This window comes from Roseovarius sp., from assembly GCF_027019125.1.
Lineage (GTDB): Bacteria > Pseudomonadota > Alphaproteobacteria > Rhodobacterales > Rhodobacteraceae > Roseovarius.
The window spans coordinates 36,403-62,031 of sequence record NZ_JALUXE010000007.1; the positions used below are offsets into that span (position 1 = coordinate 36,403).

General features: G+C 62.9%; 27 protein-coding genes. 15 read left to right on the forward strand and 12 right to left on the reverse strand.

Annotation, left to right across the window (positions count from 1 at the left end):
* Positions 1 to 47 precede the first annotated feature (47 nt).
* A complete protein-coding gene (locus MVC20_RS03995; protein ID WP_297538681.1) occupies positions 48 to 1,691 on the reverse strand; it encodes an ABC transporter substrate-binding protein in 1,644 nt (547 codons plus the stop codon).
* Between the two features lie 262 nt (positions 1,692 to 1,953).
* Here MVC20_RS03995 and aroC point away from each other — a divergent pair, with 262 nt between their 5' ends.
* A complete protein-coding gene (gene aroC, locus MVC20_RS04000; RefSeq protein ID WP_297538683.1) occupies positions 1,954 to 3,057 on the forward strand; it encodes a chorismate synthase in 1,104 nt (367 codons plus the stop codon).
* 53 nt (positions 3,058 to 3,110) lie between these two features.
* On the opposite strand, the gene MVC20_RS04005 is transcribed toward aroC, so the two are convergent.
* On the reverse strand, positions 3,111 to 3,980 hold the full coding sequence (locus MVC20_RS04005) for a DMT family transporter (protein WP_297538685.1): 870 nt from the start codon (positions 3,978 to 3,980) through the stop codon (positions 3,111 to 3,113).
* An 83-nt stretch (positions 3,981 to 4,063) separates the two neighbouring features.
* The gene (locus MVC20_RS04010) at positions 4,064 to 4,705 is read right to left on the reverse strand and encodes a ribonuclease T2 (RefSeq protein WP_297538687.1); all 642 of its coding nucleotides are present in this window, start codon (positions 4,703 to 4,705) and stop codon (positions 4,064 to 4,066) included.
* Between the two features lie 131 nt (positions 4,706 to 4,836).
* On the opposite strand from MVC20_RS04010, the gene MVC20_RS04015 reads away from it, so the two are divergent.
* Positions 4,837 to 5,604 carry a cell cycle transcriptional regulator TrcR gene (locus MVC20_RS04015; protein ID WP_297538689.1) on the forward strand — a complete coding sequence of 256 codons (768 nt, stop codon included), beginning with the start codon at positions 4,837 to 4,839 and terminating at the stop codon, positions 5,602 to 5,604.
* A gap of 69 nt (positions 5,605 to 5,673) precedes the next feature.
* On the opposite strand, the gene MVC20_RS04020 is transcribed toward MVC20_RS04015, so the two are convergent.
* The 4 genes from MVC20_RS04020 to MVC20_RS04035 form a co-directional block, all read right to left on the reverse strand.
* Complete coding sequence (locus MVC20_RS04020) at positions 5,674 to 6,030, reverse strand: DUF1294 domain-containing protein (RefSeq protein WP_297538691.1); 357 nt, start codon at positions 6,028 to 6,030, stop codon at positions 5,674 to 5,676.
* A gap of 50 nt (positions 6,031 to 6,080) precedes the next feature.
* Entirely contained in the window at positions 6,081 to 6,674 is a 594-nt protein-coding gene (recR, locus tag MVC20_RS04025) for a recombination mediator RecR (RefSeq protein ID WP_297538693.1), read from the reverse strand.
* Positions 6,675 to 6,739: 65 nt separating this feature from the next.
* Positions 6,740 to 7,084 (reverse strand): YbaB/EbfC family nucleoid-associated protein, encoded by a 345-nt coding sequence (locus MVC20_RS04030; protein WP_037273999.1) that lies wholly within the window; start codon positions 7,082 to 7,084, stop codon positions 6,740 to 6,742.
* Positions 7,085 to 7,188: 104 nt separating this feature from the next.
* Entirely contained in the window at positions 7,189 to 8,961 is a 1,773-nt protein-coding gene (locus MVC20_RS04035) for a DNA polymerase III subunit gamma/tau (RefSeq protein WP_297538695.1), read from the reverse strand.
* A gap of 133 nt (positions 8,962 to 9,094) precedes the next feature.
* Between MVC20_RS04035 and MVC20_RS04040 the strand changes: the two genes are divergently transcribed.
* From MVC20_RS04040 to MVC20_RS04080, 9 genes are all read left to right on the forward strand, one after another.
* Entirely contained in the window at positions 9,095 to 9,583 is a 489-nt protein-coding gene (locus MVC20_RS04040; protein ID WP_297538697.1) for a protein-tyrosine phosphatase family protein, read from the forward strand.
* Positions 9,584 to 9,699: 116 nt separating this feature from the next.
* Positions 9,700 to 10,077, forward strand: a complete 378-nt coding sequence (gene crcB, locus MVC20_RS04045; RefSeq protein ID WP_297538699.1) for a fluoride efflux transporter CrcB — start codon at positions 9,700 to 9,702, stop codon at positions 10,075 to 10,077.
* Positions 10,074 to 11,117, forward strand: coding sequence for an RluA family pseudouridine synthase (locus MVC20_RS04050; protein ID WP_297538701.1), 1,044 nt, complete (start codon positions 10,074 to 10,076; stop codon positions 11,115 to 11,117). Before crcB ends, MVC20_RS04050 begins: the two co-directional genes overlap by 4 nt.
* On the forward strand, positions 11,114 to 11,788 hold the full coding sequence (locus tag MVC20_RS04055; RefSeq protein WP_297538704.1) for an HAD-IA family hydrolase: 675 nt from the start codon (positions 11,114 to 11,116) through the stop codon (positions 11,786 to 11,788). The genes MVC20_RS04050 and MVC20_RS04055 overlap by 4 nt, the downstream gene beginning before the upstream one ends.
* A 3-nt stretch (positions 11,789 to 11,791) precedes the next feature.
* Positions 11,792 to 12,514, forward strand: a complete 723-nt coding sequence (locus tag MVC20_RS04060; protein ID WP_297538706.1) for an ATP12 family protein — start codon at positions 11,792 to 11,794, stop codon at positions 12,512 to 12,514.
* A gap of 204 nt (positions 12,515 to 12,718) precedes the next feature.
* Entirely contained in the window at positions 12,719 to 13,738 is a 1,020-nt protein-coding gene (locus MVC20_RS04065) for an amino acid ABC transporter substrate-binding protein (RefSeq protein WP_297538708.1), read from the forward strand.
* A 121-nt stretch (positions 13,739 to 13,859) separates the two neighbouring features.
* Positions 13,860 to 15,074, forward strand: coding sequence for an ABC transporter permease subunit (locus tag MVC20_RS04070; protein WP_297538710.1), 1,215 nt, complete (start codon positions 13,860 to 13,862; stop codon positions 15,072 to 15,074).
* 2 nt (positions 15,075 to 15,076) lie between these two features.
* On the forward strand, positions 15,077 to 16,366 hold the full coding sequence (locus MVC20_RS04075; protein WP_297538712.1) for an amino acid ABC transporter permease: 1,290 nt from the start codon (positions 15,077 to 15,079) through the stop codon (positions 16,364 to 16,366).
* 14 nt (positions 16,367 to 16,380) lie between these two features.
* Positions 16,381 to 17,148 (forward strand): amino acid ABC transporter ATP-binding protein, encoded by a 768-nt coding sequence (locus MVC20_RS04080; RefSeq protein ID WP_297538714.1) that lies wholly within the window; start codon positions 16,381 to 16,383, stop codon positions 17,146 to 17,148.
* Between the two features lie 98 nt (positions 17,149 to 17,246).
* On the opposite strand, the gene MVC20_RS04085 is transcribed toward MVC20_RS04080, so the two are convergent.
* The 4 genes from MVC20_RS04085 to argB are packed head-to-tail and all read right to left on the reverse strand — an operon-like array spanning position 17,247 to position 20,405.
* A complete protein-coding gene (locus tag MVC20_RS04085) occupies positions 17,247 to 18,362 on the reverse strand; it encodes an acetoin utilization protein AcuC (RefSeq protein WP_297538716.1) in 1,116 nt (371 codons plus the stop codon).
* 7 nt (positions 18,363 to 18,369) lie between these two features.
* Positions 18,370 to 18,858, reverse strand: a complete 489-nt coding sequence (locus MVC20_RS04090; RefSeq protein WP_297538719.1) for a histidine phosphatase family protein — start codon at positions 18,856 to 18,858, stop codon at positions 18,370 to 18,372.
* On the reverse strand, positions 18,855 to 19,499 hold the full coding sequence (locus tag MVC20_RS04095; RefSeq protein WP_297538721.1) for a ferredoxin: 645 nt from the start codon (positions 19,497 to 19,499) through the stop codon (positions 18,855 to 18,857). Before MVC20_RS04095 ends, MVC20_RS04090 begins: the two co-directional genes overlap by 4 nt.
* A gap of 9 nt (positions 19,500 to 19,508) precedes the next feature.
* Entirely contained in the window at positions 19,509 to 20,405 is an 897-nt protein-coding gene (argB, locus tag MVC20_RS04100; RefSeq protein WP_297538723.1) for an acetylglutamate kinase, read from the reverse strand.
* 127 nt (positions 20,406 to 20,532) lie between these two features.
* On the opposite strand from argB, the gene MVC20_RS04105 reads away from it, so the two are divergent.
* Complete coding sequence (locus MVC20_RS04105; protein WP_297538725.1) at positions 20,533 to 21,264, forward strand: SDR family oxidoreductase; 732 nt, start codon at positions 20,533 to 20,535, stop codon at positions 21,262 to 21,264.
* Between the two features lie 85 nt (positions 21,265 to 21,349).
* Here the strand turns inward: MVC20_RS04105 and MVC20_RS04110 are convergent, their stop codons facing one another.
* Positions 21,350 to 21,829: a fasciclin domain-containing protein gene (locus tag MVC20_RS04110; protein ID WP_297538727.1), complete on the reverse strand. Its 480-nt coding sequence runs from the start codon at positions 21,827 to 21,829 to the stop codon at positions 21,350 to 21,352.
* Between the two features lie 382 nt (positions 21,830 to 22,211).
* On the opposite strand from MVC20_RS04110, the gene MVC20_RS04115 reads away from it, so the two are divergent.
* The 3 genes from MVC20_RS04115 (at position 22,212) to msrQ (ending at position 25,286) form a co-directional block, all read left to right on the forward strand.
* Positions 22,212 to 23,705, forward strand: a complete 1,494-nt coding sequence (locus tag MVC20_RS04115; RefSeq protein WP_297538729.1) for an FMN-binding glutamate synthase family protein — start codon at positions 22,212 to 22,214, stop codon at positions 23,703 to 23,705.
* Between the two features lie 76 nt (positions 23,706 to 23,781).
* Complete coding sequence (gene msrP / locus MVC20_RS04120; RefSeq protein ID WP_297538731.1) at positions 23,782 to 24,684, forward strand: protein-methionine-sulfoxide reductase catalytic subunit MsrP; 903 nt, start codon at positions 23,782 to 23,784, stop codon at positions 24,682 to 24,684.
* Positions 24,684 to 25,286 (forward strand): protein-methionine-sulfoxide reductase heme-binding subunit MsrQ, encoded by a 603-nt coding sequence (gene msrQ / locus MVC20_RS04125; RefSeq protein ID WP_297538733.1) that lies wholly within the window; start codon positions 24,684 to 24,686, stop codon positions 25,284 to 25,286. Before msrP ends, msrQ begins: the two co-directional genes overlap by 1 nt.
* The last annotated feature ends 343 nt before the right edge of the window (positions 25,287 to 25,629 follow it).

Consider the following 25,629-nt stretch of genomic DNA (forward strand, 5'->3'; position numbering starts at 1 on the left):
AAAGGGCCGCCCATGACGGGCGGCCCAGTTTCTACCGGTGCACGCGATCAGACGTCGAGCCAGACCTTTTCATAGTGCATTTCGCGGAACTGATGCGCCTGCACACCCTTGACCTTGTCTGTGTGGTGCAGCGCCTGATTACGCCAGAACGGCTGAATCACGGCACCGCTGTCTTGCAGCATCGCTTGCAGCTTGGCCGAATATTCGCGGCGCTTGTCGGCGTCGAAAATGCCCAGGGCCTCATCCAGCAACGCATCGAACTCGGGGTTTGCATGGCCCGATTCGTTCCAGGCTTCGCCCGATTTATAGGCCAGTGCCAGCACCTGAACGCCCAGCGGGCGCGGACCCCAGTTGGTCGTCGAGAAAGGATACTTGGTCCAGTCATTCCAGAAACTTGCCCCTGGAATGACCGTGCGCTTGACGTTGAACCCTGCCTGACGCAGCTGGTCGCCGATTGCATCGGTCGTGGTCGTGCGCCAGTCGCCGTCAATCGAGATGATCTCGATTTCCGTGTCACCATGCCCTGCTGCGCGGGCCATTTCGATAGCCTTGGCCGGGTCCGGCGTAATTGCCGGCAATTCGGCATATTCCGGATGGAAGGGGGCCACATGGTGGTTCTCGGCCGGAATGCCCTCGCCATTGATTGAAATGGCCAGCAGCACGGCATTGTCGCAAGCCAGTTGGATGGCGTTGCGCAATTCCTTGCTGTCATAGGGCGCGGTATCCGCGCGCATGCGCGCGACGATGGTGTTGGCCGTGGGCTTGGATTGCTTCACCAGACCAAGCGCATCGTAGGATTCGATGAAATCGGCGGTGGATTCGTCGTTGATGTCGATCTCGTCGCCATCAAATGCCGCCACGATAGACGCGTTGTCCTCGCCAAAGTCGATAAAGCGGATCCCGTCGAGATAGACGTCGCCGCCCCACCATTTGCCGTCTTCGCGGCGCTTGTATTCCGCCGCCACGCCAATTTCGATCGACACAAGCTCGAACGGGCCGGTGCCGATGGGGGCCTTGGCCAAGTCGCCATCTTCACCAAAGCTGGGGTGGACGCAGAGTGCCGGATAGTCGGACATGCCCGCGATGATGGTGATATCGGGGCGCGGCAGGTTGAGGCGGACGGTATAGTCATCGACCCGCTCAATCGCGCCCTCAATTGCCTTGTTGGTCTCGGGGTCAATCAAGGTCCCCATGCGCGAAGCCATGGAATTGCCCTCGGCGGCCTTGTCGCACCAACGGTTGAGGTTGTGGATGATGTCATCAGCGTTGAAGGCATCGCCATTGTTCCAAACGACATTCTGACGGACCTTCAGCGTATAGGTCTTGGCGTCGTCGCTGACCTCCCAGCCTTCCAGCAGCATCGGCTGAAAGCTGAAATCAGAGGCCCAACGCACCATCGGTTCGCAGAATTGGCGGGCAAGGTTGCCCGGCTCGGTCCATGCATATTTGCGCGGATCGGTGATATCCATCACGCGGCTGGCCACGCGCAGCACGCCGCCTTTCTTGCCCTCCTCGGCATGGGCGGGTGTCGGTGCGGCAAGGCCCAGGAGGCCATAAGCCGCCGTTGCCGAGGCGCCAAAGGTCGAGGCAAGGGCCACGAATTCGCGGCGGCTCATCTTGCCCGCGCGCGCGTCCTCGGCCATCTTGGCGACGATTGGGCGCACGGTCTCGTGCGATAGTTTGTTGGTCATTCTTTTCTCCCTGTTGATCTTGATGTTGGGCTGCTGTCGTTTTTTGGACAGTCTTGTCGCTAGTGTTAGCAGGGCCTGCGCTCTGCACCAGTGTTTTCTGATTGATCCGGTTTCAATTGATTTGGGCAACCTCACCAGTCTGACACGGGGCAAAGACTACCTTGATTCGATCCCATAGATCGCCTGTTTGCGACAAAAGCCCGCCAAATTGGCTTGAGGCTGGCGCGGGCCGGGGCTAGATCAGCGCCAAAGGAGCCTGCGCATGAGCCTCAACACGTTTGGACATCTGTTTCGTTTTACCACCTGGGGCGAAAGCCATGGGCCCGCGCTTGGGGCCACGGTGGATGGCTGTCCGCCGGGGGTGGCTCTGGACGAGGCAATGTTGCAGCACTGGCTGGACAAGCGCCGTCCGGGGCAGAACAAGAACATGACCCAACGCAACGAGCCGGACGCGGTGCGTATCCTGTCCGGCGTCTACGAGGGGCAGAGCACGGGCACGCCGATACAGTTGATGATCGAGAACACCGATCAACGCTCGCGTGATTATGGCGAGATTGCCAGGACATTCCGCCCCGGGCACGCCGATATTACCTATCACCTTAAATATGGCCTGCGCGACCCGCGCGGCGGTGGTCGCTCTTCGGCGCGCGAGACAGCAGCGCGGGTAGCGGCGGGCGGTGTGGCACGCGCCGCCCTTGCGGCCCTCGTGCCGGGGATCGAGATCAAGGGCTACATGGTCGCCATGGGCGAGATGGAATTGGACCGCGCGCGCTTCGATTGGAACGCGATTGACGGCAATGATTTCTGGCTGCCCGATGCGGCGGCGGCCCCCGCATGGGAAGAGTATCTGCAAGCGCTGCGGAAGCAGCACGATTCGGTCGGCGCGGTGATCGAAGTCGTTGCGCGCGGTGTGCCCGCTGGTCTGGGTGCGCCGATCTATGGCAAGCTCGATACGGATCTGGCCGCGGCGATGATGTCGATCAACGCCGTCAAGGGCGTCGAGATCGGCGAGGGTATGGCCGCCGCGCGCCTCACCGGCAGCGCCAATGCCGATGAGATTTTCATGGGCGAGAACGGCGCGGAATTCGCCTCGAACCACGCGGGCGGTATCCTCGGCGGGATTTCCACGGGCCAAGAGATTGTCGTGCGCTTCGCGGTCAAGCCGACCTCTTCGATCCTGACCCCGCGTCAGTCGATCACGGTGGATGGCAACCCGATCGAGGTTGTGACCAAGGGGCGGCACGATCCATGCGTCGGCATTCGCGCCGTGCCGGTGGGCGAGGCGATGATGGCTTGCGTGATCCTTGACCACCTGCTTTTGCATCGCGGTCAGATCGGTGACGGGCCTCGCGGAAGGATCGGCTGAGACCGTTTTCTTGAAAAGAAAACGGCCCGGAATTTTTTGAAAATTCCGGGCCCTTAGACCCGCCTTTGGCGCGAGAGTTGCACCGCCAGAATCCCGCCCATGATCACCAGCACGCCGATGAGGTCGCCCAGTCGCAGCGCCTCATTGAGCAGCACGGCAGCAATGGCCACGCCAAAGAACGGGTTAAGGAAATGGAAGGTGGCGGCGCGCGTCGCGCCGATACGCTCGACGAGCAGAAACCAGACCAGCGTCGCGGCGAGGCCGGGCACGAGCGTGGTATAGAGAAACGCCACGACAAGCCGCGCGCTCCATGCGATCTCGAGAGTTTCGGTGGCAAGGCCGATGCTGCCCACGATGACGGACCCCACCATCATTTGCAGACCCACCACCATAAGGAAATTGCCGCCCGAGGCCGCGCCGCGCACCGCGAGGGTGGCAAAGGCCAAGGCAAACACCGCGATCACGCAAAGAGCCACACCATAGAGGTCCATCCCCCCCTGAAGTCGCGCGCCCATGATGATCACCACCCCGCCAAGCCCGGCAAAAAGGCCGAGGATGCCGATCTTGCCCAGCCTCTCGCCCAGAAAGGCCCAGCTGAAAAACCCGACGATCAGTGGCATGGTCGAGGCGATAATGGCCGCGAGCGATGCCTCGATCGTCTGCATCGCCACGAAATTCAGCCCCAGATAGAGCGCGTTCTGGCAAATGCCGAAAATGATCGTCGCGCGCCATTGCGCGCGTGTCAGCCGCCAGCTCTGGCCCAGCATCAGCGCGATGGCGATGCCGATCAGCCCCGAGATCAAGAACCGCAGGCCAAGCGCACTCAGCGGTGGGGCGGCAGAAACGATGATCCGTGCCGAGGTAAAGGCCGAGGACCACATGAGCGCAAAGCCCAGCCCCATGAGGATTGCCCGGATGTCCATATCTTGCCTGTCCCGTCTGCTGCGCCTGTTTGGCGCGACCATTCAGGAATTGCCGGCGGGGTTCAAGAGGCGATGCGGGAGGATTACCGGATCGGATCAAAGAGCGCGTCGCGCATGGCGCAGTCGCGCACCACATCGACACCGCACGGCACCGGGGTCAGATCGCGCGAAAGACAGAGCCGCGCCTCTTGGATGCGTCCCTGGCGACAGGTGATCGTCAGCATGTCTGGCTCCAACCCCGGATTGGCCTTGAGAAATGCCTCTTCGACCACCTTGGCGGGCAGTTTCACTGGTTTCGTGAGCTTGCGAAATACCTCTGGCCGGGTGACACGGTCAAATGCCGTGCGCGACAGCGCGAAATAGTCGGCGGCACTCAACCCCGAGCAAGAGCCGTGTTTCTTCCATTGATACCAGGCGAGGCCCGCGCTTCCCATCACATCCTCCATCGCGCGGGTCATCGCGCGGGTGGGGGGCGCATGCGCGCTCTGGCAATGTTCTGGCCAGCCACGATGATACTGCGGCCACAGCCCATGCAGAACCCAACCGGTATCGGCGGCATCCTCGCATTGCGCAGCGTCCCGCGCATCGCCCTCAAGCGCGCACCAGGTGGGCGACCAACTGAGGCTGAGCACGTAGTAATCGAAGACGCCCGACCGGTGTGATTGCGCGGCAGCGGACAGGGGCAACAGGAAAAGGCATAGAAACAAGGCAACGGGCACACGCATTCTTAGGTCTTTCATTTTATCGGCAAGGCCAGTATAAGGCCGCCAAGTTCCCCTACAATGGAAACCCGTTCCGGCCCGCCGGAACCGCCTTTCAGGCGCCGGGGAAGTTTTGGGTAAAGGAGACCTGAGAGATGTCAAAGCCGATCATGGCCAAGGCCACCGCCGTCTGGCTCGTGGACAATACGACGATCAGTTTCAAACAGATCGCCGATTTCTGTGGCATGCACGAATTGGAAGTGCAGGGGATCGCTGATGGCGATGTGGCGGCAGGTGTCAAAGGGTTTGACCCGATCGCCAACAACCAGCTCACGCAGGAAGAGATCGACCGCGCGCAGTCGAATCCTCTGCACAAGCTCAAGCTCAAGTTCAATGCCGCCGCCCAAGGCGAAGAGACCCGTCGCGGTCCGCGATACACGCCGCTGTCGAAGCGCCAGGACCGCCCGGCCTCGATCCTGTGGCTGGTCAAGTTCCATCCCGAACTGGCCGACAGTCAGATTGCACGCCTTGTGGGCACGACCAAGCCGACCATTCAGGCGATTCGCGAGCGCACCCATTGGAACATCGCCAGCATCCAGCCGATCGACCCCGTCGCCCTTGGCCTGTGCAAACAGTCCGAACTGGATGCCGCCGTCCAGAAGGCCGCGGCGAAAAAGGCCAAGGAGGGGGCTGCGCTGACCGATGACGAACGTCGCAAGCTCTTGAGCACGGAACAAAGCCTTGAGGCGGATCTTGAGCCGCGCATGCCGACGGCGTTGGAAGGGTTGGAGAATTTCACCCTTGGCCAGGATTACCACCCGGAAGAGCGCGAGAAGAAATACGACGCGGACAGCTTCTTCAACCTGCCGGCCTCGGATGACGATGATGAGGACGAAGAGGACGACGGTCGCCGTCGACGTTGAGCCCGAGTTTTGCACAGATACGCGAATGGCCCGTGAGGAAACTCCGGGCCATTTTCATGTGAACGGCGGTCAGGCTGCGGCTATCAAGCTGGCGGCAAGGCCGAGGACATAGCTGGTGGCCTCTGTCAGAATGTTCATGACCGAGGCCCGGAATTCCGGGAGGACGAGTGCCCCGAGAAAGCCGATATGCAGCACCGCAATGGCATTGAGCGAGGTGCGAAACGGTTCCTTGCGCGTCTTGTGGCGGAAAATGCCTTGGCCGGTCTTGGCCCCGAGGGAGCCGCCGATCAGGCAGAGTGTCAACAACGTGCTCTCTGGCACGCGCCAGCGCCGCTCGATGGCACATCGCTTGTCCCACCAGAACAGCCCGAGCGTGAGGGCGTTGAGGCCTAGAAGATAGAAAAAGGTCAGAGCAAGCGGGGACATGGCTATAGAAATCGGTCCATCTAGACGGGGTGACAAACAGGAGTGGCGTGTCACAGACGTTTGCGGGCAGAGAGCGCCGCGCTGATCGTGCCATCGTCGAGATAGTCCAACTCGCCGCCAATGGGAACACCCTGCGCGAGCGATGTGAGCGTGACTTTGCCGTCAAGCTGATCCGCGATGTAATGCGCGGTGGTCTGCCCTTCGATCGTGGCATTGAGGGCCAGAATCACCTCGGTGATTTCCTCTGCCTCGACCCGCGCCATAAGGGCCGGAATGCGCAAAACCTCGGGGCCGATCTGATCCATCGCCGAGAGTGTGCCGCCCAGCACATGATACCGCCCTTTGAAGGCCTGTCCGCGTTCCATCGCCCAGAGATCGGCCACATCCTCGACCACGCAGATCTGGCCGTTCGCGCGTTTGCTATTGGCGCAGATGTCGCAAATCTCGGTGGTGCCGATATTGCCGCAGGTAACACATTCCCGGGCCGTATCCGCGACGGTCTGCATCAGGCGCGCCAAAGGAGAGAGCAACAACGCGCGCTTGCGGATCATGTGCAACACCGCTCGGCGGGCCGAGCGGGGGCCAAGCCCCGGCAAGCGGGCCATCATCTCGATGAGGGCGTCGATATCGCGGGTGCTGCTCAATCTCTGGCTCCGCTCGGGGCAGGCGTTGGTGGTTTCGAGTATTTAGACCATAAAGAAGCGGCTTCTCAGAAGGGCAGCTTCATGTCTTTGGGCAGGCCCATGCCTTCGGTGATCTTGCCCATTTCCTCTTGGGCGCGGGCCGATGCCTTGGCCTGTGCGTCCTTGATCGCGGCAAGGATCAGATCCTCGACGACCTCCTTGTCGTCGGAGTTGAAGATAGAGGGGTCAATGTCGAGCGCCTTGAGCTCTCCCTTGGCAGAGCAGGTCGCCTTCACGAGGCCCGCCCCGGATTCACCCGTCACCATGATCGTGTGCATTTCTTCCTGCAAAGCGGCCATCTTCTTTTGCATTTCCTGCGCGGCCTTCATCATTTTGGCCATGTCGCCCATCTGGCCCAAACCTTTGAACATGCTGTGATCTCCTGTGGTTTTGGCCCTCGGATCGGGCCATGCAATGTGGTTGCCGTCTTTAAACATATCCGGGTTGGAATGGCGACAGGCAAGAGCGGCGCGGTTCAGTCCTCTTCAAACGGATCCCATTCATCCTCAACCTCGGGCAGGGCCTCGGTCTCGGCATGGGTGGCGATGTCCTGGGCCGTTTTGACACGGGCGATCTTGGCGCGCGGAAAGGCCGCGAATACTGCCTGCACCAGCGGATGCTGTCTGGCCTCGGTCTCGGCCGCATCCTCGGCGGCGTGGCGCGCCTCGAGAATGGTGGGCGCGGTGGCCGAATTCACGAGCGTTACGGCCCAGCGATTTCCGGTCCAGCGTTGCAGTGCACCACCCAGACGCTGCGCCAGATCACCGGGGGCATCCGGTGTGGGGGTGAATTCGATCCGGCCAGGGCGGTAATTGGCAAGGCGGACACAGCCCTCGACCTCGAGCAGGAGCTTCACGTCGCGATTGGCGCGGATGAGCTCCAGCACATGCTCGAAGGTGGGGTAGCGCGCCAGTGCCTCTTCCGGGTCCTGGGCCAAAAGGGGTGATGCGCCGCCCTGTGACACGGGACCGGTCGGGCCGGAATGGGTGAGCGTGTAGCTTTGGCCTTGGGCGCGGGTGGTCTGGTTCGAAGCAGTTTGAGGGCGTGCGCCCCCGCCTCCGCCCCCGCCGGGGCCGGTGGGGGGCGCGTCCTGCAGGCGACGCACGAGATCCTCGGGGGCGGGCAGGTCGGCCACATGGGTAAGGCGGATCACCGCCATTTCGGCAGCCATCATCGCATTGGGCGACTGCCCGACCTCATCCAGCGCCTTGAGCAGCATTTGCCACATCCGGGTGAGAACGCGCATCGGCAGCGATGCGGCCATGTCGAGCCCGCGCGCGCGCTCGTCCGGGCCGATGGTGGGATCGTTGGCCGCGTCAGGCGTGATCTTTACTACGGAAATCCAATGGGTTATCTCAGCCAGATCGCGCAGTACCGCCAGCGGGTCGGCGCCTTCGGCATATTGCGCGCTGAGCTCCGAGAGCGCGCCAGCCGCATCGCCCCGCATGATCATGTCGAAGAGGTCGAGCACCCGGCCACGGTCCGCGAGCCCGAGCATGGCGCGCACCTGATCCGCCGTGGTTTCGCCCGCACCATGGGAAATCGCCTGATCCAGCAGAGAGGTCGCATCGCGGGCAGAGCCCTCTGCCGCGCGGGTGATGAGGGCCAGCGCGTCATCAGTGATTTGCGCGCTTTCCCGGTCGGCGATGCGGCGCAGGAGGGCGATCATCACCTCGGGTTCGATCCGGCGCAGGTCAAAGCGTTGGCAGCGCGACAGCACCGTCACCGGCACCTTGCGGATTTCGGTGGTGGCGAAAATGAACTTTACATGCGCGGGCGGCTCTTCCAGCGTCTTGAGCAAGGCGTTGAAGGCATTGACCGAGAGCATATGCACTTCGTCGATGATATAGATCTTGTAACGTGCTGAAGCTGCACGATAATTCACGCTCTCGATGATCTCGCGGATGTCGCCCACGCCGGTGCGGGAGGCCGCGTCCATCTCCATCACATCGACATGCCGGCCCTCCATGATGGCGCGACAATGTTCGCACTGGCCACATGGCTCGGTCGTGGGGCCACCCTGCCCATCGGGGCCGATACAGTTCATGCCCTTGGCGATGATACGCGCCGTCGTGGTTTTGCCGGTGCCACGAATCCCAGTCATTATAAAGGCTTGCGCGATGCGGTCGGCCTGAAATGCGTTCTTGAGGGTGCGCACCATCGCGTCTTGCCCGACCAGATCGGCAAAGGTTTCGGGCCGGTATTTCCGCGCGAGAACCTGATAGCCGGGGGTTGGGGTGTCGGACATGGAGCGCCTTTGCGGGATTCGGATACGCGAGTAACGTAAGGCGGGGGGGCGGAGGCGTCCACCTTGCTTTTTGCGGGCGATATGACAAAGCTGAAGGCAGGCAGAGGAAAATTGCGATCAAGGTGTTGGCTGCGTGAGTGATTTCATCATCTACGCCCTGCGGGTTGGCGGGGGCACTCTGGCACTGGCCCCCCTGCCGGGGGCGGCGGGGGATTATGCCGCCGACCTCGCGCATATCCGCGACTGGAAGCCAGCAATGGTGGTATCCTTGACCACGCCCACCGAGATGTTGAGTGCGGGGGCCGAGACCCTGGGCAATGACGTGCAGGAGGCGGGAACGCGATGGGTGGCGTTTCCGATCCCGGATTTCGACGTGCCGGACCCTAGCCAGATCGAGGCGTGGAGTAAGGCCAGTCACGATATTTCCCGCGCTCTGGCCGGGGGCGGGCGGGTTCTTGTGCACTGTCGGGGGGGCTGCGGACGGTCGGGAATGGTGGCGCTGCGCTTGATGATCGCGCAGGGTGAGGAGCCTGAGGCGGCGCTGGAGCGCCTGCGCCATATCCGGCCCTGCGCGGTGGAGACCGAGGCGCAATTGCGCTGGGCGCGGCAGGGGTTTGGCTGAGGCGCCAGATTACAAACCTTACAAAATCCCGCGAATTTGTGCAGGTCCGGCGCGCCAGGGCACATGTGCAGGCGCCGCGCTTGACAATCGACCGGACGCGCGCGACAGACGCTGGCATGATGACCGCATTCTTTCAGGTGGCCGTGGGCGGCGCGATCGGGTCTTGCCTGCGCTATGGCGTGGTGCTCTGGGCGCAGCGCTGGGCCGCGCCGGGATTCCCGGTGGGGGTGCTGGGGGTCAATATCCTTGGGTCGTTCCTGATGGGGTTGGCGGTCGTGGTGCTGGCACAGCGGGACCTTGGGCAGATGAGCCCGCTTGTGATGACGGGTCTGCTGGGTGGGTTCACGACGTTTTCGGCGTTCTCGCTCGAGGCCTTCACGCTCTGGGAGCGGGGACAGGCGATGGCGGCCTTGGGATATGTCGGCCTGTCGGTGGGATTGTCCATCGGGGCCTTGATTTTGGGCGTCTGGCTGGCGCGGGGGTTTTTCGCATGAGCGGTGTGCAGACGCGGGTTGTTGGGCCGGATGAGGGCGATCAGCGGTTGGATCGGTGGGTCCGGCGGCTGTTTCCGCATGTCGGCCAAGTGCAGATCGAGAAGATGTGCCGCAAGGGCGAATTGCGGGTGGATGGCGGCCGGGTGAAACCGGCGACGCGGCTTGAGGTGGGGCAGAGCGTGCGTATCCCGCCACTGCCCGACAGCGACGAGCGGCCGACCGGAGCGCTGGCGCGGATCAGCCCGGCGGATGCCAAGATGATCCAGTCCTGTGTGATCTACCGCGACGATCACATCATTGCGCTGAACAAGCCGCCGGGTTTGCCGGTGCAGGGCGGCAGCAAGCAAGCGCGCCATGTCGACGGCCTGGCGGAGGCGCTGCGTTTCGGCGCGGAGGACAAGCCGCGCCTTGTGCATCGGCTCGACAAGGACACCTCGGGTGTCTTGTTGCTGGCGCGCACCCGCGAGGCGGCCAAGGGGCTGACGGCGGCATTCCGGCATCGCAACACGCGCAAGATCTACTGGGCGGCCGTGGCGGGCGTGCCCACGCCGCGCATGGGCACGATCCGCTTTGGCCTGGTCAAAGCGCCCGGCCATGGGGCCAAAGGCGAAGGCGAGAAGATGCTCTGCCTGCATCCGCGCGACATTGACGCCACGCCGGGGGCCAAGCCCGCGACGACCGATTACGCGGTGATCGAGGCGGCGGGCGCGCGCACGGCGTGGATGGCGCTGATCCCCGTGACGGGGCGGACGCATCAATTGCGCGCCCATATGGCCGAGATCGGGCATCCCATCGTCGGCGATGGCAAGTATGGCGGTTCGGGGCAAGAGAACCTTGGCGATGGCTGGGGTGCGCAGCTGGGCGGTGATGTGAGCCGCAAGCTGCATCTGCATGCCCGGTCGCTCAAGATCGAGCATCCTGTGACCAAGGCCATCCTGCATGTCACCGCCCCCTTGCCCGAGCATATGGCGCGGACATGGGACCTGTTTCAATGGGTGCCGTCCGAGGCGCCGGAGGACCCGCTCGAGGATATGGCATGAGCCGCCCCTTGCGTCTGGTGATCTTTGATGTCGATGGCACGCTGGTAGATAGCCAAGGGGATATTCTGGCGGCGATGCGGGCGGCGTTTGACCGGGCCGGGGAGCCCGCGCCGGAGCGCGAGATGATCCTGAGCATTGTCGGTCTGTCGCTCGATGTGGCGGTTGCGCGTCTGGCACCGCATCTGCCGGGCGATGTGCAGATGCGCATCGTGGCAGCATATAAGGAGGCGTATATGGGGTTGCGTGCCGCATCCGGCGTCGAGGTGTCGTCTCCGCTTTACCCCCATGCGCTCGATACGCTCCGGGCGCTGCATGCGGTGCCCGAGACATTGCTGGGCGTGGCCACGGGCAAATCGGCACGGGGGCTCGACAAGCTGTTGGATGGGCATAACCTGCGGTCGTATTTCGTGACGCGGCAGGTGGCGGATCATCACCCCTCGAAACCGCATCCCTCGATGCTGCGGGCCGCGCTGGCGGAAACCGGGGTTGCGCCCGAGAATGCGGTGATGGTGGGCGATACGAGTTTCGACATGGAGATGGCGCAGGCGGCGGGGATTGCGGGCATCGGTGTAGCCTGGGGCTATCACCGGCCCGACGCGCTGGGGGCTGCGCGCGAGATCGTGCAGGATTTCCGGGCGTTGCCCGAGGCGATTGCGCGGGTTTGGGGGTAGGCGATGAGCGAATGGAAGGCCAAGCGGTTCTGGAAAGAGGCGGGTGTTGTCGAGGAAGAGGGCGGATTTGGCGTGCGGCTGGATGGGCGCGCGGTGCGCACCCCGGCCAAGGCCGCGCTGATCGTGCCGACGCGCGCCCTGGCCGAGGCGATTGCCGCCGAATGGAACGCGCAGGAGGGCAAGATCGACCCCGGCACCATGCCGTTTACCCGGTCTGCCAATGCCGCCATCGACAAGGTGGCGCGGCAGAAATCCGAGGTGGCCGAGATGCTCGCGGCCTATGGCGACAGTGATCTGGTCTGTTATCGGGCAACCGGCCCGGTGGAACTGATCGAAAAACAGGCAGCGGCATGGAATCCGCTCCTTGATTGGACCGAATCGGTCCTGTCTGCGAAGCTACTTGTGGTTGAGGGTGTGGTGCATGTGCCGCAGGATGCGGCAGCGCTGGCGCGGTTGCGGGCGCATGTTGACGCCTTGGATATATGGGCATTGACCGCATTTCACGATCTTGTGAGCCTGAGCGGCTCGCTTGTGATCGGCTTTGCCGCGCTGGACGGGTTTTACCCCGTGGAAACGCTCTGGAGCCTTTCGCGGGTCGATGAAACCTGGCAGGCAGAGCAATGGGGTAGCGATGAAGAGGCCGAAGAGATGGCGGCCAGGAAACAATCTGACTTTATTCACGCCAAGCGGTTTTATGATCTTTCGCGCAAGGATCGGGCAATCTGATCGCTGGCTGGCTGACGCAACGGCAAGGGCCGGTTTGGCCGGTGTTCCACATAGGGTTTGGTGAACAAAGACTTGACGTTTCGTGATGAATCCACACAAACTTGGCGTCACTGAGAGGGGTGAGAGCCCTGCCAACAGTGTCACAATGGGCCGATTGGCCCGACAAACCGCTCTTGAAGGGCGGATAATCAGGAAGAGGTAAACATGAAAAAAACCGTATTTTTGGGCGCGCTGACGGTGGCCGGCCTTGCGGCTGGCGCTTCTGCGGCTGCCACGTTGGATGACGTGAAGGCCCGCGGCAAGCTGAACTGTGGCGTGACCACCGGCCTCGTGGGCTTTGCCGCCCCCGATGCGAACGGTGTCTGGGAAGGTTTTGACGTGGCCATCTGCCGCGCCGTTGCCGCAGCCGTGCTGGGTGATGGCAATGCTGTTGAATTCGTGCCGACCACCGGCAAGACACGCTTTACCGCGCTTGCCTCGGGCGAGATCGACATGCTGGCGCGCAACACCACCTGGACCTTTTCGCGCGATACCGACCTCAAGTTCGATTTCGTCGGCGTGAACTACTATGACGGCCAGGGCTTCCTTGTGCCCAAGTCGCTGGGTGTGAGCTCTGCCAAAGAGCTGGACGGCGCGACCGTTTGCATCCAGACCGGCACCACCACCGAGCTGAACCTTGCGGATTTCTTCCGTGCCAACAACATCAGCTATGAGCCGGTGCCGATCGAGACCAACGCCGAAGGTCAGCAGCAGTATCTGGCCGGTGCCTGCGATACCTACACGACCGATGCGTCGGGTCTGGCATCCACGCGCGCTGCGTTCGAAGCTCCGGGCGATCACGTGATTCTGCCGGAAATCATCTCGAAAGAGCCGCTGGGCCCGCTGGTGCGCCATGGCGACAACGATTGGGGTGATATCGTGCGCTGGACCTTCTACGCGCTGGTCGCTGCTGAAGAAATGGGCATCACCTCGGCCAATATCGGCGAACTGTCGGCTGCACCGGGTGCAAACCCGGAGATCAACCGTATCCTCGGCACCGAAGGTGAACTGGGCGCGATGATCGGTCTCGACAACGAGTGGGCCAAGCGCGCGATTGCCGTCGGTGGCAACTACGGCGAGATCTTTGAAAAGAACATCGGTGAAAAGACCCCGATCGGTCTGGCCCGTGGTCTGAACGCACAGTGGACCCAGGGCGGCATCATGTATGCCCCGCCGTTCCGCTAAGCAAACCTGACGAGGGGCGCGGGATCATTCCCGCGCCCTTTTCACCTCAAGACCACTCAAAAATCGGCCCACGGCAGAGATGCCGATAAAAATCCGGGTTGAAACACAGGGAAAATCCCAGATGACAACGATGACCGACCCTCCCAAGGTGTCGTTTCAGCTATCTATGCTGATTTACGATACGCGGTATCGCTCTTACACCTTCCAATTCATCGCGCTCGTTTTGTTGATGCTGCTGCTTGGCTATCTTGGGGCCAACCTTGTCAGCAACCTGGCCGCGCAGGGGCAGAACATTTCCTTTGACTTCCTGAGCAGCCCCGCGAATTACGACATCAACCAGCGGCCCATCGAATACGACAGCCAGTCGAGCCACTTGCGTGCCTCGGTGGTGGGGGTGATCAACACGTTGATCGTGGCGTTTCTGGGCTGTGCGACGGCGACGGTTTTCGGGGTCACGGCCGGTGTGCTGCGGCTCTCGCCGAACTGGCTGGTGCGCAAGCTGATGGCCTTTTATGTCGAGATCTTTCGCAACATTCCGGTGCTGATCTGGATCCTCATCATCTTTACGGTGATGACGGCGGTGATGCCCGCGCCCAACCAGTTTCGGGGTGAGAACCCGGATGCGTCGATGCTGTTCGATGCCTTTGCCTTTACCAACCGGGGGGTCTATGTGCCCGCACCCGTCTGGGGGCCGGGATCGCTGGTGGTGGTTCTGACATTCCTTGCCTCGGTCGTCGGCGTCTTTGCCTATCGCCGGTATGCGACCAAGCTGCTTTATGACACCGGGCGGCTCTTGCCGATGGGCTGGCCCTCGCTGGTGATCCTGTTCGTGCCGACGCTGTTGATCTATTTCGTTCTGGGTCAGCCGATCAGCCTGAATTACCCGGCGCTGAAGGGGTTCAACTTTGATGGCGGTCTGCATATTCGCGGCTCTTTGATCGCGCTGTGGTTCGCGCTGGCGATCTATACGGGCGCCTTCATCGCGGAAAACGTGCGCGCGGGCATTCAGGCCGTAAGCAAGGGCCAGACCGAAGCGGCGGCGTCGCTTGGCCTGCGTCCGAAACGGATCATGAACCTCGTGATCCTGCCGCAGGCGCTGCGGGTGATCATCCCGCCACTGATTTCGCAATACCTGAACCTCACCAAGAACTCTTCGTTGGCGATTGCCGTGGGTTACATGGATGTGACCGGCACCTTGGGGGGGATCACGCTCAACCAGACGGGGCGCGCGATCGAATGCGTGCTGATGCTGATGTTGTTCTATCTGACGATCAGCCTCGCCATTTCGGCGATCATGAACGTCTACAACAACTCGATCAAGCTGAAGGAGCGTTGAGCATGTCCCGTGATCAATTCGCCTTTGTACGCAAGCACATGCTGCCCGAAGCGCCGCCGCCGGCGACGCAAACGGGTGCTATCAAATGGCTGCGCGAGAACCTGTTTTCCTCGCCCGGCAATGCGCTGCTGACAATCGTGTCGGCCTATGTGGTGCTTCAGATCATCATCTCGACCGCGCCCTGGTTTCTCAACGGTGTGTGGGAGAGCCCAAGTCTCTCGGCCTGTCGGGAAATCCTGGATGGCAAGGTCGGGGGGTGTTTCGCGGTCCTGACCGAGCGTTGGAACCAGCTCTTGTTCGGATTCAAGTATCCGTCCGAGCTGTATTGGCGCCCGGGTCTGGCCTTTTTGCTGCTGTTCATTGCTGCCGCACCGGTGCTCTTTGCCAAGGTATTCCCGCGCAAGATGCTGATCTTTACCGGGCTTTACCCGTTCATTGCCTATTGGCTGATCTGGGGCGGGTCGCTGATGGTGCCGGTCTTTGCCCTGCTGGGCGTTCTGGTCGGTGCCTTTGTCTATAGCCGCATGGTGACGGTCAACGCAGGTGTCGCGGTGATCGTCGCGTTTGTGGCGGCGCTCATCTTCTGGATCCTGTCGGGCTATGTGACGGCGTCGATGGAGAATGTGCTGGCGATCGAGGCCGTGGCCTCGCGCGATATGGGCGGGTTCATGATCAACCTGATGCTGGGGGTGGTCTGTGTGTCGCTGTCCTTGCCCCTGGGCATCCTGCTGGCGCTTGGGCGGCAATCGAGCATGCCGATCATCAAGTGGATCTGCGTGGTCTTCATCGAGTTCATTCGCGGTGTGCCGCTGATCACGCTCTTGTTCGTGGCCAACGTGGTGCTGGCCTATTTCCTGCCGCCGGGGACGAATTTCGACCTGATCCTGCGGGTGATCATCATGATCACGATGTTCTCTTCGGCCTATATCGCCGAGGTGATCCGGGGGGGCCTCGCCGCGCTGCCGCGCGGGCAATACGAGGCGGCGGATAGTCTGGGTCTGGACTATGCGCAGGCGATGCAGCTGATCATTCTGCCGCAAGCGCTCAAGATCTCGATCCCGGGCATCGTGAACGTGGCGGTGGGCCTCTTCAAGGATACGACGCTGGTCTCGGTCATCTCGATGTTCGACATCGTGGGCATGATCCGGGGGCCGATCCTGGCCTCGTCAGAGTGGAACGGGGTTTATTGGGAGCTGTTCGGCTTTGCCTGCGTCCTGTTCTTCATCACCTGCTACGGCATCTCGCAATATTCCCAGTGGCTGGAGCGTCAGCTTCGCACGGATCATCGGTAAGGAGGGTCACGGACATGGCCGCACAAACACAAATGAAGGTCTCGGATCAGGTTGCTGTCGAGATCAGCAAGATGAACAAGTGGTATGGCGCGTTCCACGTGCTGCGCGACATCGACCTGACCGTCTATCAGGGCGAGCGGATCGTCATCGCGGGACCGTCGGGATCGGGCAAATCCACGCTCATCCGGTGCATCAACGCGCTGGAGGAGCATCAGAAGGGTTCGATCACGGTTGATGGCACGCTCTTGTCGAATGACCTCAAGAATATCGACAAGATCCGGTCGGAGGTTGGCATGGTGTTCCAGCACTTCAACCTCTTCCCGCATCTGACGATCATGGAGAATTGCACGCTGGCGCCGATCTGGGTGCGCAAGACGCCCAAGAAAGAGGCCGAGGAAGTGGCAATGCATTTCCTTGAAAAGGTCAAGATCCCGGAACAGGCCAACAAATATCCCGGCCAGCTCTCGGGGGGGCAGCAGCAGCGGGTGGCGATTGCACGCTCCTTGTGCATGCGGCCGCGGATCATGCTGTTTGACGAGCCGACATCGGCGCTCGATCCCGAGATGATCTCGGAAGTTCTGGATACGATGATCCAGCTCGCCGAAGAAGGCATGACCATGCTCTGCGTGACGCATGAGATGGGCTTTGCGCGCAAGGTGGCGAACCGGGTGATCTTTATGGATCAGGGGCAGATCGTGGAGCAGAACGAACCGGAAGAGTTCTTCAACAATCCGCAGTCGGACCGGACCAAGCTGTTCCTGAGCCAGATTCTCGGGCACTGAGGCACGGAAGGGGGCGCTGCCCCCGTCGCCTGACGGCGACTCCCCCGAGGTATTTGGGGCCAGATGAAAGGGGTGGCGTGGAGCCGCCCCTTTTGTCGTCAGACCCAAGCGGTGCGGCGGGCGCGCAGGTGTTGGACCGCGGCGCGCAGGTCATCGGCGATAGGGCCGGGGCGCGGGGCGTCGCGCAGCGTGTCGATGAGCGTGTCGTCGGGCAGGGCCGGTCGGCGCGACCATGAGAGGGCTGCAAGGATGGCGCGGGCGGGTTCGGGCAGGCGGTCGGGAATTTCGATGTTGTTGAGGGTGGCCCAGACACCGGACCAGAGGCGGCCCACGGTCCAGGGGTTGTAGCCGCCGCCGCCCAAGGTGAGGAGGCGCGGGGCGAGCGGGCGCAAGAGCGCCACCGCTTCCCAATGGGCGTTGTTGGAGAGGCAGAGGCGCGACAGCGGGTCTTCGGTCACGGCATCGGCACCGCATTGCAGGACGATGGCCTGCGGATGGAAGGCCTGCACGGCGGGAAGAATGACCTCGTGCAGCGCCATGGCAAAGCCGCTGTCATTGGTGGCGCGGGGCAGGGGCAGGTTGATGGCATGGCCGCCCGCGCGATCGTCCAGCGTGCCGGTGAAAGGCCAACGTGCGGCCTCATGGGTGGAGATCATCAGCACGCGGGGCTCATTGGGAAAGGCGGTGGCCACCCCGTCGCAGTGATGCGCGTCGATGTCGACATAGGCGATGCGGCTGAGGCCCTGAGCCAGAAACGCCTTGATCGCCAGCACCGGGTCGTTGAGATAGCAGAAGCCGCCCGCGTGATCGGCCATGCCGTGATGGGTGCCGCCGCCGGGATTATAGGCCACGCCGCCATTGGCCAAGAGGTCGGTGGCAAGCAGCGAGCCACCGGCGGCGGTGGCGGGGCGGCGGAACATCTCTGGAAAGATCGGGTTGGAGAGCGTGCCGATCTGATGGCGGGCGCGGATGTGGGGCGTGACCTGCCCGGATGTTTCGGCCGCTTGCAAGGCCGCGATATAGGCCGGGGTGTGCCATGCGGTCAGCGCCTGCGGCTTGGCGCGGGGGCTGGTGCGATACTGCGACTGCGGCAACCAGCCCAGAGCGCGGCAGAGGTCGATCACCGTGGGCACGCGCGGGATCGAGAGCGGGTGGCGCGCCCCGTAGGAGGAACCGCGATAGATGTCTGATCCGATAAAGACGGGCGGTTGCATCTGCCGGTTATGGCAGGTCGTGGGGCGTGAGGAACTGCAGTGCAGAGCCGGTGCCGGGCTGAAGGGCGGACCAATCGGCGATGTCGAACCGCACCAACAGGGTGGCCCCGGTGGGATAGTCGTCGAAACGATCGTGATCCGGAGCTTTGGCCACCAGGAGGGCCGCGAATTCGGCGATGCCGGGATTATGGCCCAGCATGAGGACAAGACTGCCGGTGGCACGGCGCAGGACCGCGAGCATCTCATCGGCCTCAGCCAGATAGAGCGCGTCTTGCAGCTCTGGCGCTGTGTCGAGCTTGAGCCGCGCGCAGGTTTCCCGGGTTCGGACGGAGGAGGAGCAGAGGATCTGGTCGGGGTGCAGGTTCTGCGCACGGAGCCAGTGGCCGAGGGCTGTTGCGGCGCGGCGACCGCGCGCGTTGAGGGGGCGGGCGCTGTCTGGCAGGCGCGGGTCGCCCCAATCGGATTTGGCGTGACGCATGAGAAGGAGCGTCTTCATCCGAAATACTCCATGTGAAAGGCGGATTGCGCCTCGAGCCGGCCATAGGTTTGGCTGAGTGGGCAGGCGCGGCGCACCGCACAGCCGCGCGCGCGGCAGTCATTGCCGGGGCGGTCGAGATCGGTTTTGCAGGCCGGAACGTTATAGGCGTCCGGGCGCAGTGCATTGACCGGGCAGGCGCGCAGGCAGGGCTGATCCGGGCAGGTGTCGCAGGGGCGCGGCCCGGAGGGCGGCAGGACAAAGCGGTCGCGAAAGGCGAGGGCCCCGCGATAGGAGATCATCAGACCGGCCGCGTCATGCACCAGAAGGCCCACGGGCGAGGGCCAGGCGCGGGCGCTGCGGCGGGCCCAATCGGTGAAGGGCTGCCAGGGGGGGCCGGAAAAGGGGAACAGTGGCGTGGCCCCGAGCGCGTCAGCCATGGCGGTGATGACGCGGGCCGACCATCGGTTCATCGGGTCGCGCGCACCGTCGCGATATTCGGGCGTGGCGGTGAAATGATCCCAAAAGCCCGGCTCGGCGGGGCTGAGCAGCACGAGGGTTTGCAGGCCGGGTATCTCATCGGGCGCCAGATGCAGCGCGCCCGAAGCGGTCAGGTGGTGCGCGCCCGCAAGGTCAAACAGCGCCGGGGGCAGGGCGGGCACGCGCGCGGCTCAGCTCTGGCTGGAGCGGGGCACACGGGGGGTGTTGTTCCCCCGGATGAGCGAGCCTGCGCCATGTTCGGTGAAAAGCTCGAGCAGGGTGGCGTTGGGCGCGCGCCCGTCGAGGATGACCACCGCGCGCACGCCGCCCTCGATGGCGGCAAGGGCGGTTTCGGTCTTGGGGATCATGCCGCCCGCGATCACGCCGTCACGGGTCATTTGGCGGATCTGCTCGGCGCTGAGTTCGGTGACGACGCGGCCCTCGCCGTCGCGTACCCCGTCGATGTCGGTGAGCAGAAGCAGGCGGTCGGCCTTGAGGGCGGCGGCCACGGCACCTGCGGCGGTGTCGCCGTTGATGTTGTAGGTCTCGCCTTCGTGGCCCGCGCCCAGGGGGGCGATGACGGGGATCATATCGGCGGCAAAGAGCGTGTGCAGGATGGTGGGGTCAATCTCGGAGGGATCGCCCACAAGGCCCAGGTCCGGATGCGAGGGCGTGCAGGTTATGAGCCGGGCATCCTTGCCCGACAGACCCACGGCGCGCCCGCCCTGACCGTTGATCGCAGCCACGATGCGTTTGTTGACCTGACCGGACAGCACCATTTCCACCACGTCCATGGTGGCGGCGTCGGTCACGCGCTTGCCATTCACGAATTCCGACTTGATCTCCAGTTTCTCGAGCATCTGGTTGATCATCGGCCCGCCGCCATGGACGATCACCGGGTTGACGCCGACCTGGCGCATCAGCACCACGTCGCGGGCGAAGGTTTCCATCGCCTCGTCGCTGCCCATGGCGTGCCCGCCGAGTTTGATCACGACAATCGCGCCGGTGTAGCGTTGCAGATAGGGCAGCGCCTCGGAGAGGGTGCGGGCGGTGGCGATCCAGTCGCGATTCATATCTCTGGCCTTCATGCTGGTCTCCGACACGGGGTTGCTTTCTTCATTACAATCTGTGCGGGGTGGTGCCAAGGCCCGTTGCGGGCGGGCCGCGAAGCGCTAAGCTTGGCGCAGGGAAATCCGCGACCGAAAGAGGGGGCGCATGTCCGAGACCAAAACGCTGGTGCTGACGGGGGCGAGCCGGGGAATCGGCCATGCCACGGTGCGGCGCTTCAATGCCGCCGGATGGCGGGTCATCACCTGTTCGCGCCAGCCCTTTCCGGCGGAATGTCCCTGGGGAGGCGGGGCCGAGAACCATATCCAGATGGATCTGTCGGACCCCAATGACGTGATCGTCAAGGTCGAGGAGTTGCGCGCGCGGCTGGGCGGGCGGCTGGATGCGCTGGTCAATAACGCGGGCATTTCCCCCAAGGGGCCAAATGGCGAGCGGCTGGATACCTTTTCCACCGATCTGCGGACCTGGGGGCAGGTGTTTCACGTCAATTTCTTTGCCTCGGTGGTTCTGGCGCGCAGTCTGCGGGATGAGCTGGCGGCGGCGCGCGGCGCGGTGGTCAATGTGACCTCGATTGCCGGGAGCCGCGTGCATCCCTTTGCCGGGGCGGCCTATGCGACGTCCAAGGCGGCGCTGGTGGCGCTGACGCGCGAGATGGCGCATGATTTCGGACCATTGGGGGTCAGGGTCAATGCGATTGCGCCCGGAGAGATCCGCACGGCGATCCTGTCGCCGGGGACCGACAAGCTGGTCGATAGCATCCCGATGCGGCGGTTGGGCGAACCCGATGAGGTGGCCAACACAATCTTTTTCCTCTGTTCCGAAGGGTCGTCCTATATTTCCGGGACCGAGATCGAGATCAACGGGGCGCAGCATGTCTAGAGCGGGTTTCGTCTGAGGGCGACTCGTGCTGACGAAACGGGGCGGCCCGTGGGCCGCCCCGCCGCTGCCGGTCGTGAGTGGTGGGTTATTTCGGCAGGATGACGCTGTCGATCACGTGAATTACGCCATTGCTGGCCTCGATGTCGGCCTGAACGACCTTGGCGCCATCGACGCTCACGCCATCGGTGGTGCCGATGGTGACATCGCTGCCCTGCACGGTGGTGGCGGTCATGCCATCCGAGAGATCGCCCGACATCACCTTGCCCGGCACCACGTGATAGGTGAGGACGGCGGTCAGCTTGTCCTTGTTCTCGGGCTTGAGCAGGTCCTCGACCGTGCCTGTGGGCAGGGCTGCAAAAGCTTCATCCGTGGGGGCAAAGACGGTGAAGGGGCCTTCGCCCTTGAGCGTATCGACAAGGTCCGCGGCCTGCACGGCGGCGACAAGCGTCGAGAAGCTCTCGTTGCCGGCGGCGATGTCGACGATGTCCTTGCCGTGATTGTCGGCAAAGGCAGGTCCAGCCATCAGGGCGGCGGCGGTCAGGGCGAGATAGGTTCTGCGAAACATGGTTTGCGTCTCCGTTTGAGTGTTCGTTTGCACGACCCCGGTATCGGGATCATGCCGGGCCTACGCAGCGAGCCTGCCACTGGTTCACCGGGGATTTCCGCCGATGCGGTTTGACGCGAGGGGCGCGCCCGCTAAGCCGGGCGTGTCTGAAACTTCCAGTCACGTTTTTGTGAAGAGGCGAAGATTTTCCTGTGCGATGCAGAAGTTTCAGCCGGGTTTCCCGCCCGTTTCGGGGGGTGCGGGCGAACGGCCCGATCTTTGCCTCGATGGGGTGAAACAGGGGCCAAAGGCGTGCTTTACCGGCTTGTTTGCAAGGCCTGAATGGCGCAGGTTGCGCACGAGGCGCCCTTTGCGGCGTGGGCGGGATCATTGGAGATTTCAGATGGGGTATGTGACGCAGATCCTGGAGGTTCTGGCGCTGCTGTTCGTGTTTGCCTTGGGCGCGGTCGTGCTGGCGGTGGTGGTGTTCTATATCCTCGACAGAACGCAACCCGGCGACGCGATCCGGCGCAACTATCCGGTGATCGGGCGATTTCGGGGGCTGTTCACCAAGCTGGGTGAGTTCTTTCGTCAGTATTTCTTTGCGATGGACCGCGAGGAGATGCCGTTCAACCGGGCACAGCGGGATTGGGTCAGCCACGCGACCAAGGGGGCGGGCAACACGATCGCCTTCGGTTCGACCCGCAATCTCGGGGTTCCGGGCACGCCCATCTTTGTGCCTGCGGTGTTTCCGCCGCTGGATGATCAGTTCGCCACCACGGCGCCAATGCAGATCGGGCCAACGGCGGCGATTCCCTATATGGCCAAGTCGATCTTCAACATTTCCGGCATGAGCTATGGCGCGATTTCGCGCCCGGCGGTCGAGGCGCTGAGCCGGGGTGCGGCCAAGGCGGGTATCTGGCTGAACACCGGCGAGGGGGGGCTGAGCCCGTTTCACCTGATCGGCAATTGCGATCTGGTCTATCAGATCGGCACCGCCAAGTATGGTGTGCGCGATGCCTTGGGCAATCTGAGCGATGCGCGCCTGCGCGAGGTGTCGGACAACCCGTGCATCAAGATGTTCGAGCTGAAGCTGGCGCAGGGCGCCAAGCCCGGCAAGGGCGGCATTCTGCCCGGTGAGAAGGTCAATGAGGAAATCGCCGCCATTCGCGGCATCGAACTGGGCAAAGACAGCATTTCGCCCAATCGTCATGCCGATATCAACGACTTTGGCGAATTGCTGGACGTGATCGGCCATATCCGGGATGTCACTGGCCGCCCGGTGGGGTTCAAGACCGTGATCGGATCGTCCGAGGCCTGGGAACCGCTGTTCGAGATGATCGTGGCGCGTGGGGCGGACTGCGCGCCGGATTTCATCTGTATCGACGGCGGCGAGGGCGGCACCGGGGCCGCGCCCATGCCGCTGATGGATCTGGTGGGCATGCCCATTCGGGACGCGCTGCCGCGCATGGTCGATCTGCGGGACCGCTACGGGTTGAAAGAGCGCATCCGCATGATCGCGAGCGGCAAGCTGATCAACCCCGGCGATGTGGCCTGGGCGATTTGCGCTGGCGCGGATTTCGTCACCTCGGCGCGCGGCTTCATGTTCAGCCTCGGCTGTATTCAGGCGTTGAAATGCAATCGCAACACCTGTCCCACCGGCATCACCACCCATGATCCCTATTTGCAGCGCGGTCTGGTGGTGGAGGACAAATACCTCAAGGTCGCCAATTACGCCAAATCGGTGATCAAGGAGGTCGAGACCATCGCACATTCCGTCGGCGTGGCCGAACCGCGCCTGATGCGGCGGCGGCATGTGCGGCTGGTGCAGGCCGATGGCACCTCGGTCGCGTTCAATAGAATCCGGCCAAGTTACAATCCGGACGCGGCTTTGTGATTGGGCGTGGCTGACCGTTTGTGGCGATGGGGCCTGATCCCTCTATATAAGGAGCAAACGAGACAGGAGAGATGACATGGCCCATCGCTGGACGAACACGCTACGTGACAAGGACGTCACCCCGGAGGCGGCATTCCTCAATCGCCGCCAGTTGATCGCCGGGGCAGCGGCGGGCGTCGGCCTCGGCCTTGGGGGGGCGCCTGCGTGGGCCGAGGCGCTGACACCCAATAGTTGGGAAGACATTACCCGCTACAACAACTATTACGAGTTCGGCACGGACAAGGGCGATCCGGCGCGCAATGCCCGCATCCTGACAGTGTCACCCTGGAGCGTGACCATCGACGGTCTGGTGGATCGCCCCGGCGCCTATGACTTTGACGAGATCATGGCCAAGATGACCATCGAGGAACGGCTCTACCGGTTCCGCTGTGTCGAAGCCTGGTCGATGGTGGTGCCGTGGAACGGATTCGAACTGGCCGACCTTCTCGATCTGGCGGGCGTGCAGAGTGCCGCGAAATACGTGGCCTTCGAGACCGTGCTGCGCCCCGATGAAATGCCGGGGGTGCGCTATCCGGTGCTCGACTGGCCCTATGTCGAGGGGCTGCGTCTGGATGAGGCGCTGCATCCGCTGACGATCATGGCCACGGGCATCTATGGCCGCGACATTCCCAATCAGAACGGCGCGCCGTTGCGTCTGGTCGTGCCGTGGAAATACGGGTTCAAGTCGATCAAGTCGGTGGTTCGGATCACCCTGACCGACAAGGAGCCGCCGACAAGCTGGAACAAGGCCAATCCGCGCGAATACGGCTTTTATAGTAATGTGAACCCCGAGGTGAATCACCCGCGCTGGTCGCAGGCCACGGAACGGCAGATCGGCGGCGGGCTGTTTTCGGCGCGCGTGCCCACGCTCATGTTCAATGGCTATGCCGAAGAGGTGGCGGGGCTTTATGCCGGCATGGACCTGAAAAAGAACTTCTGATGCTGCAGGACCGGATCAACGGGTTGGCCCGGCGGGTGCCGGTCTGGGCGGTGTGGCTGCTCGGGCTCGCACCGGCGGTCTGGACCTTCTATCTGGGTCTGACCGGCGGGCTGGGGGCCGAACCGATCAAGGCGCTGGAGCGGGAACTGGGCGAGGTCGCTCTGCAGCTCGTGATTCTCGGCTTGTGCATCACACCGCTGCGCCGCCACCTGGGCGTGAACCTGATCCGGTTTCGCAGGGCGGTCGGATTGCTGGCCTTTACCTATGTTTGCCTGCACCTGCTGGTCTGGCTGGTGCTGGATGTGCAGATCTGGGCGCAGATCTGGGCGGACATTCTCAAGCGGCCCTATGTGACGGTCGGCTTTACCGCATTCCTGATGATGTGTCCCTTGGCGCTGACCTCGAATGACCTGTCCGTGCGGCGGCTTGGGCCGCGGTGGCGGGTGTTGCATCGGCTGACCTACGCGGTCGCGATTCTGGCCGCGGTGCACTTCATCTGGCTCAGCAAGGGATTTCAGATCGAACCGCTGGTTTATCTGGGCGTGATTCTGGCTCTGTTGGCGCTGAGATGGCGGCCGATGCGGCAGAGTCGGCAGGTTTGAGTCGGGTGCCTTTCGCCGGATTCACCGGGTTTTGGGGGTAACTCTGTGGATAACCCCAGATGTAGGAGAGGGGTGTGCCGGGATGGGGAAATTTTGTTGCGCCAAAGGGCGTAAATATTGCTGATTTTTCCCCTAACCCCTTAATATTCCGTAAAAATCCGGGTTCGTGAAAAAAAGATGACAAAAGCCAAAAAAAGGGGTTGCGGGCCTGAGCCACTAACCGTAAAAGCCCCTTCACCGGCGCTGCTGAGGCGGACGTTGGGACGCGGAACGGGGTTGAGCGGAAGCTTGACGAAGGGAAGCGGGAATAAACTCTGAGGTAGGATTGGCGGGTTGCGCTAGG

What these genes read in the sequence shown, in the direction of transcription:
- MVC20_RS03995 (WP_297538681.1), bottom strand. Translation starts at nt 1,691, where the DNA reads ATGACCAACAAACTATCGCACGAGACCGTGCGCCCAATCGTCGCCAAG.
- aroC (WP_297538683.1), top strand. Translation starts at nt 1,954, where the DNA reads ATGAGCCTCAACACGTTTGGACATCTGTTTCGTTTTACCACCTGGGGC.
- MVC20_RS04005 (WP_297538685.1), bottom strand. Translation starts at nt 3,980, where the DNA reads ATGGACATCCGGGCAATCCTCATGGGGCTGGGCTTTGCGCTCATGTGG.
- MVC20_RS04010 (WP_297538687.1), bottom strand. Translation starts at nt 4,705, where the DNA reads ATGCGTGTGCCCGTTGCCTTGTTTCTATGCCTTTTCCTGTTGCCCCTG.
- MVC20_RS04015 (WP_297538689.1), top strand. Translation starts at nt 4,837, where the DNA reads ATGTCAAAGCCGATCATGGCCAAGGCCACCGCCGTCTGGCTCGTGGAC.
- MVC20_RS04020 (WP_297538691.1), bottom strand. Translation starts at nt 6,030, where the DNA reads ATGTCCCCGCTTGCTCTGACCTTTTTCTATCTTCTAGGCCTCAACGCC.
- MVC20_RS04030 (WP_037273999.1), bottom strand. Translation starts at nt 7,084, where the DNA reads ATGTTCAAAGGTTTGGGCCAGATGGGCGACATGGCCAAAATGATGAAG.
- MVC20_RS04035 (WP_297538695.1), bottom strand. Translation starts at nt 8,961, where the DNA reads ATGTCCGACACCCCAACCCCCGGCTATCAGGTTCTCGCGCGGAAATAC.
- crcB (WP_297538699.1), top strand. Translation starts at nt 9,700, where the DNA reads ATGATGACCGCATTCTTTCAGGTGGCCGTGGGCGGCGCGATCGGGTCT.
- MVC20_RS04050 (WP_297538701.1), top strand. Translation starts at nt 10,074, where the DNA reads ATGAGCGGTGTGCAGACGCGGGTTGTTGGGCCGGATGAGGGCGATCAG.
- MVC20_RS04055 (WP_297538704.1), top strand. Translation starts at nt 11,114, where the DNA reads ATGAGCCGCCCCTTGCGTCTGGTGATCTTTGATGTCGATGGCACGCTG.
- MVC20_RS04060 (WP_297538706.1), top strand. Translation starts at nt 11,792, where the DNA reads ATGAGCGAATGGAAGGCCAAGCGGTTCTGGAAAGAGGCGGGTGTTGTC.
- MVC20_RS04065 (WP_297538708.1), top strand. Translation starts at nt 12,719, where the DNA reads ATGAAAAAAACCGTATTTTTGGGCGCGCTGACGGTGGCCGGCCTTGCG.
- MVC20_RS04070 (WP_297538710.1), top strand. Translation starts at nt 13,860, where the DNA reads ATGACAACGATGACCGACCCTCCCAAGGTGTCGTTTCAGCTATCTATG.
- MVC20_RS04075 (WP_297538712.1), top strand. Translation starts at nt 15,077, where the DNA reads ATGTCCCGTGATCAATTCGCCTTTGTACGCAAGCACATGCTGCCCGAA.
- MVC20_RS04080 (WP_297538714.1), top strand. Translation starts at nt 16,381, where the DNA reads ATGGCCGCACAAACACAAATGAAGGTCTCGGATCAGGTTGCTGTCGAG.
- MVC20_RS04085 (WP_297538716.1), bottom strand. Translation starts at nt 18,362, where the DNA reads ATGCAACCGCCCGTCTTTATCGGATCAGACATCTATCGCGGTTCCTCC.
- MVC20_RS04090 (WP_297538719.1), bottom strand. Translation starts at nt 18,858, where the DNA reads ATGAAGACGCTCCTTCTCATGCGTCACGCCAAATCCGATTGGGGCGAC.
- argB (WP_297538723.1), bottom strand. Translation starts at nt 20,405, where the DNA reads ATGAAGGCCAGAGATATGAATCGCGACTGGATCGCCACCGCCCGCACC.
- MVC20_RS04105 (WP_297538725.1), top strand. Translation starts at nt 20,533, where the DNA reads ATGTCCGAGACCAAAACGCTGGTGCTGACGGGGGCGAGCCGGGGAATC.
- MVC20_RS04110 (WP_297538727.1), bottom strand. Translation starts at nt 21,829, where the DNA reads ATGTTTCGCAGAACCTATCTCGCCCTGACCGCCGCCGCCCTGATGGCT.
- MVC20_RS04115 (WP_297538729.1), top strand. Translation starts at nt 22,212, where the DNA reads ATGGGGTATGTGACGCAGATCCTGGAGGTTCTGGCGCTGCTGTTCGTG.
- msrP (WP_297538731.1), top strand. Translation starts at nt 23,782, where the DNA reads ATGGCCCATCGCTGGACGAACACGCTACGTGACAAGGACGTCACCCCG.
- msrQ (WP_297538733.1), top strand. Translation starts at nt 24,684, where the DNA reads ATGCTGCAGGACCGGATCAACGGGTTGGCCCGGCGGGTGCCGGTCTGG.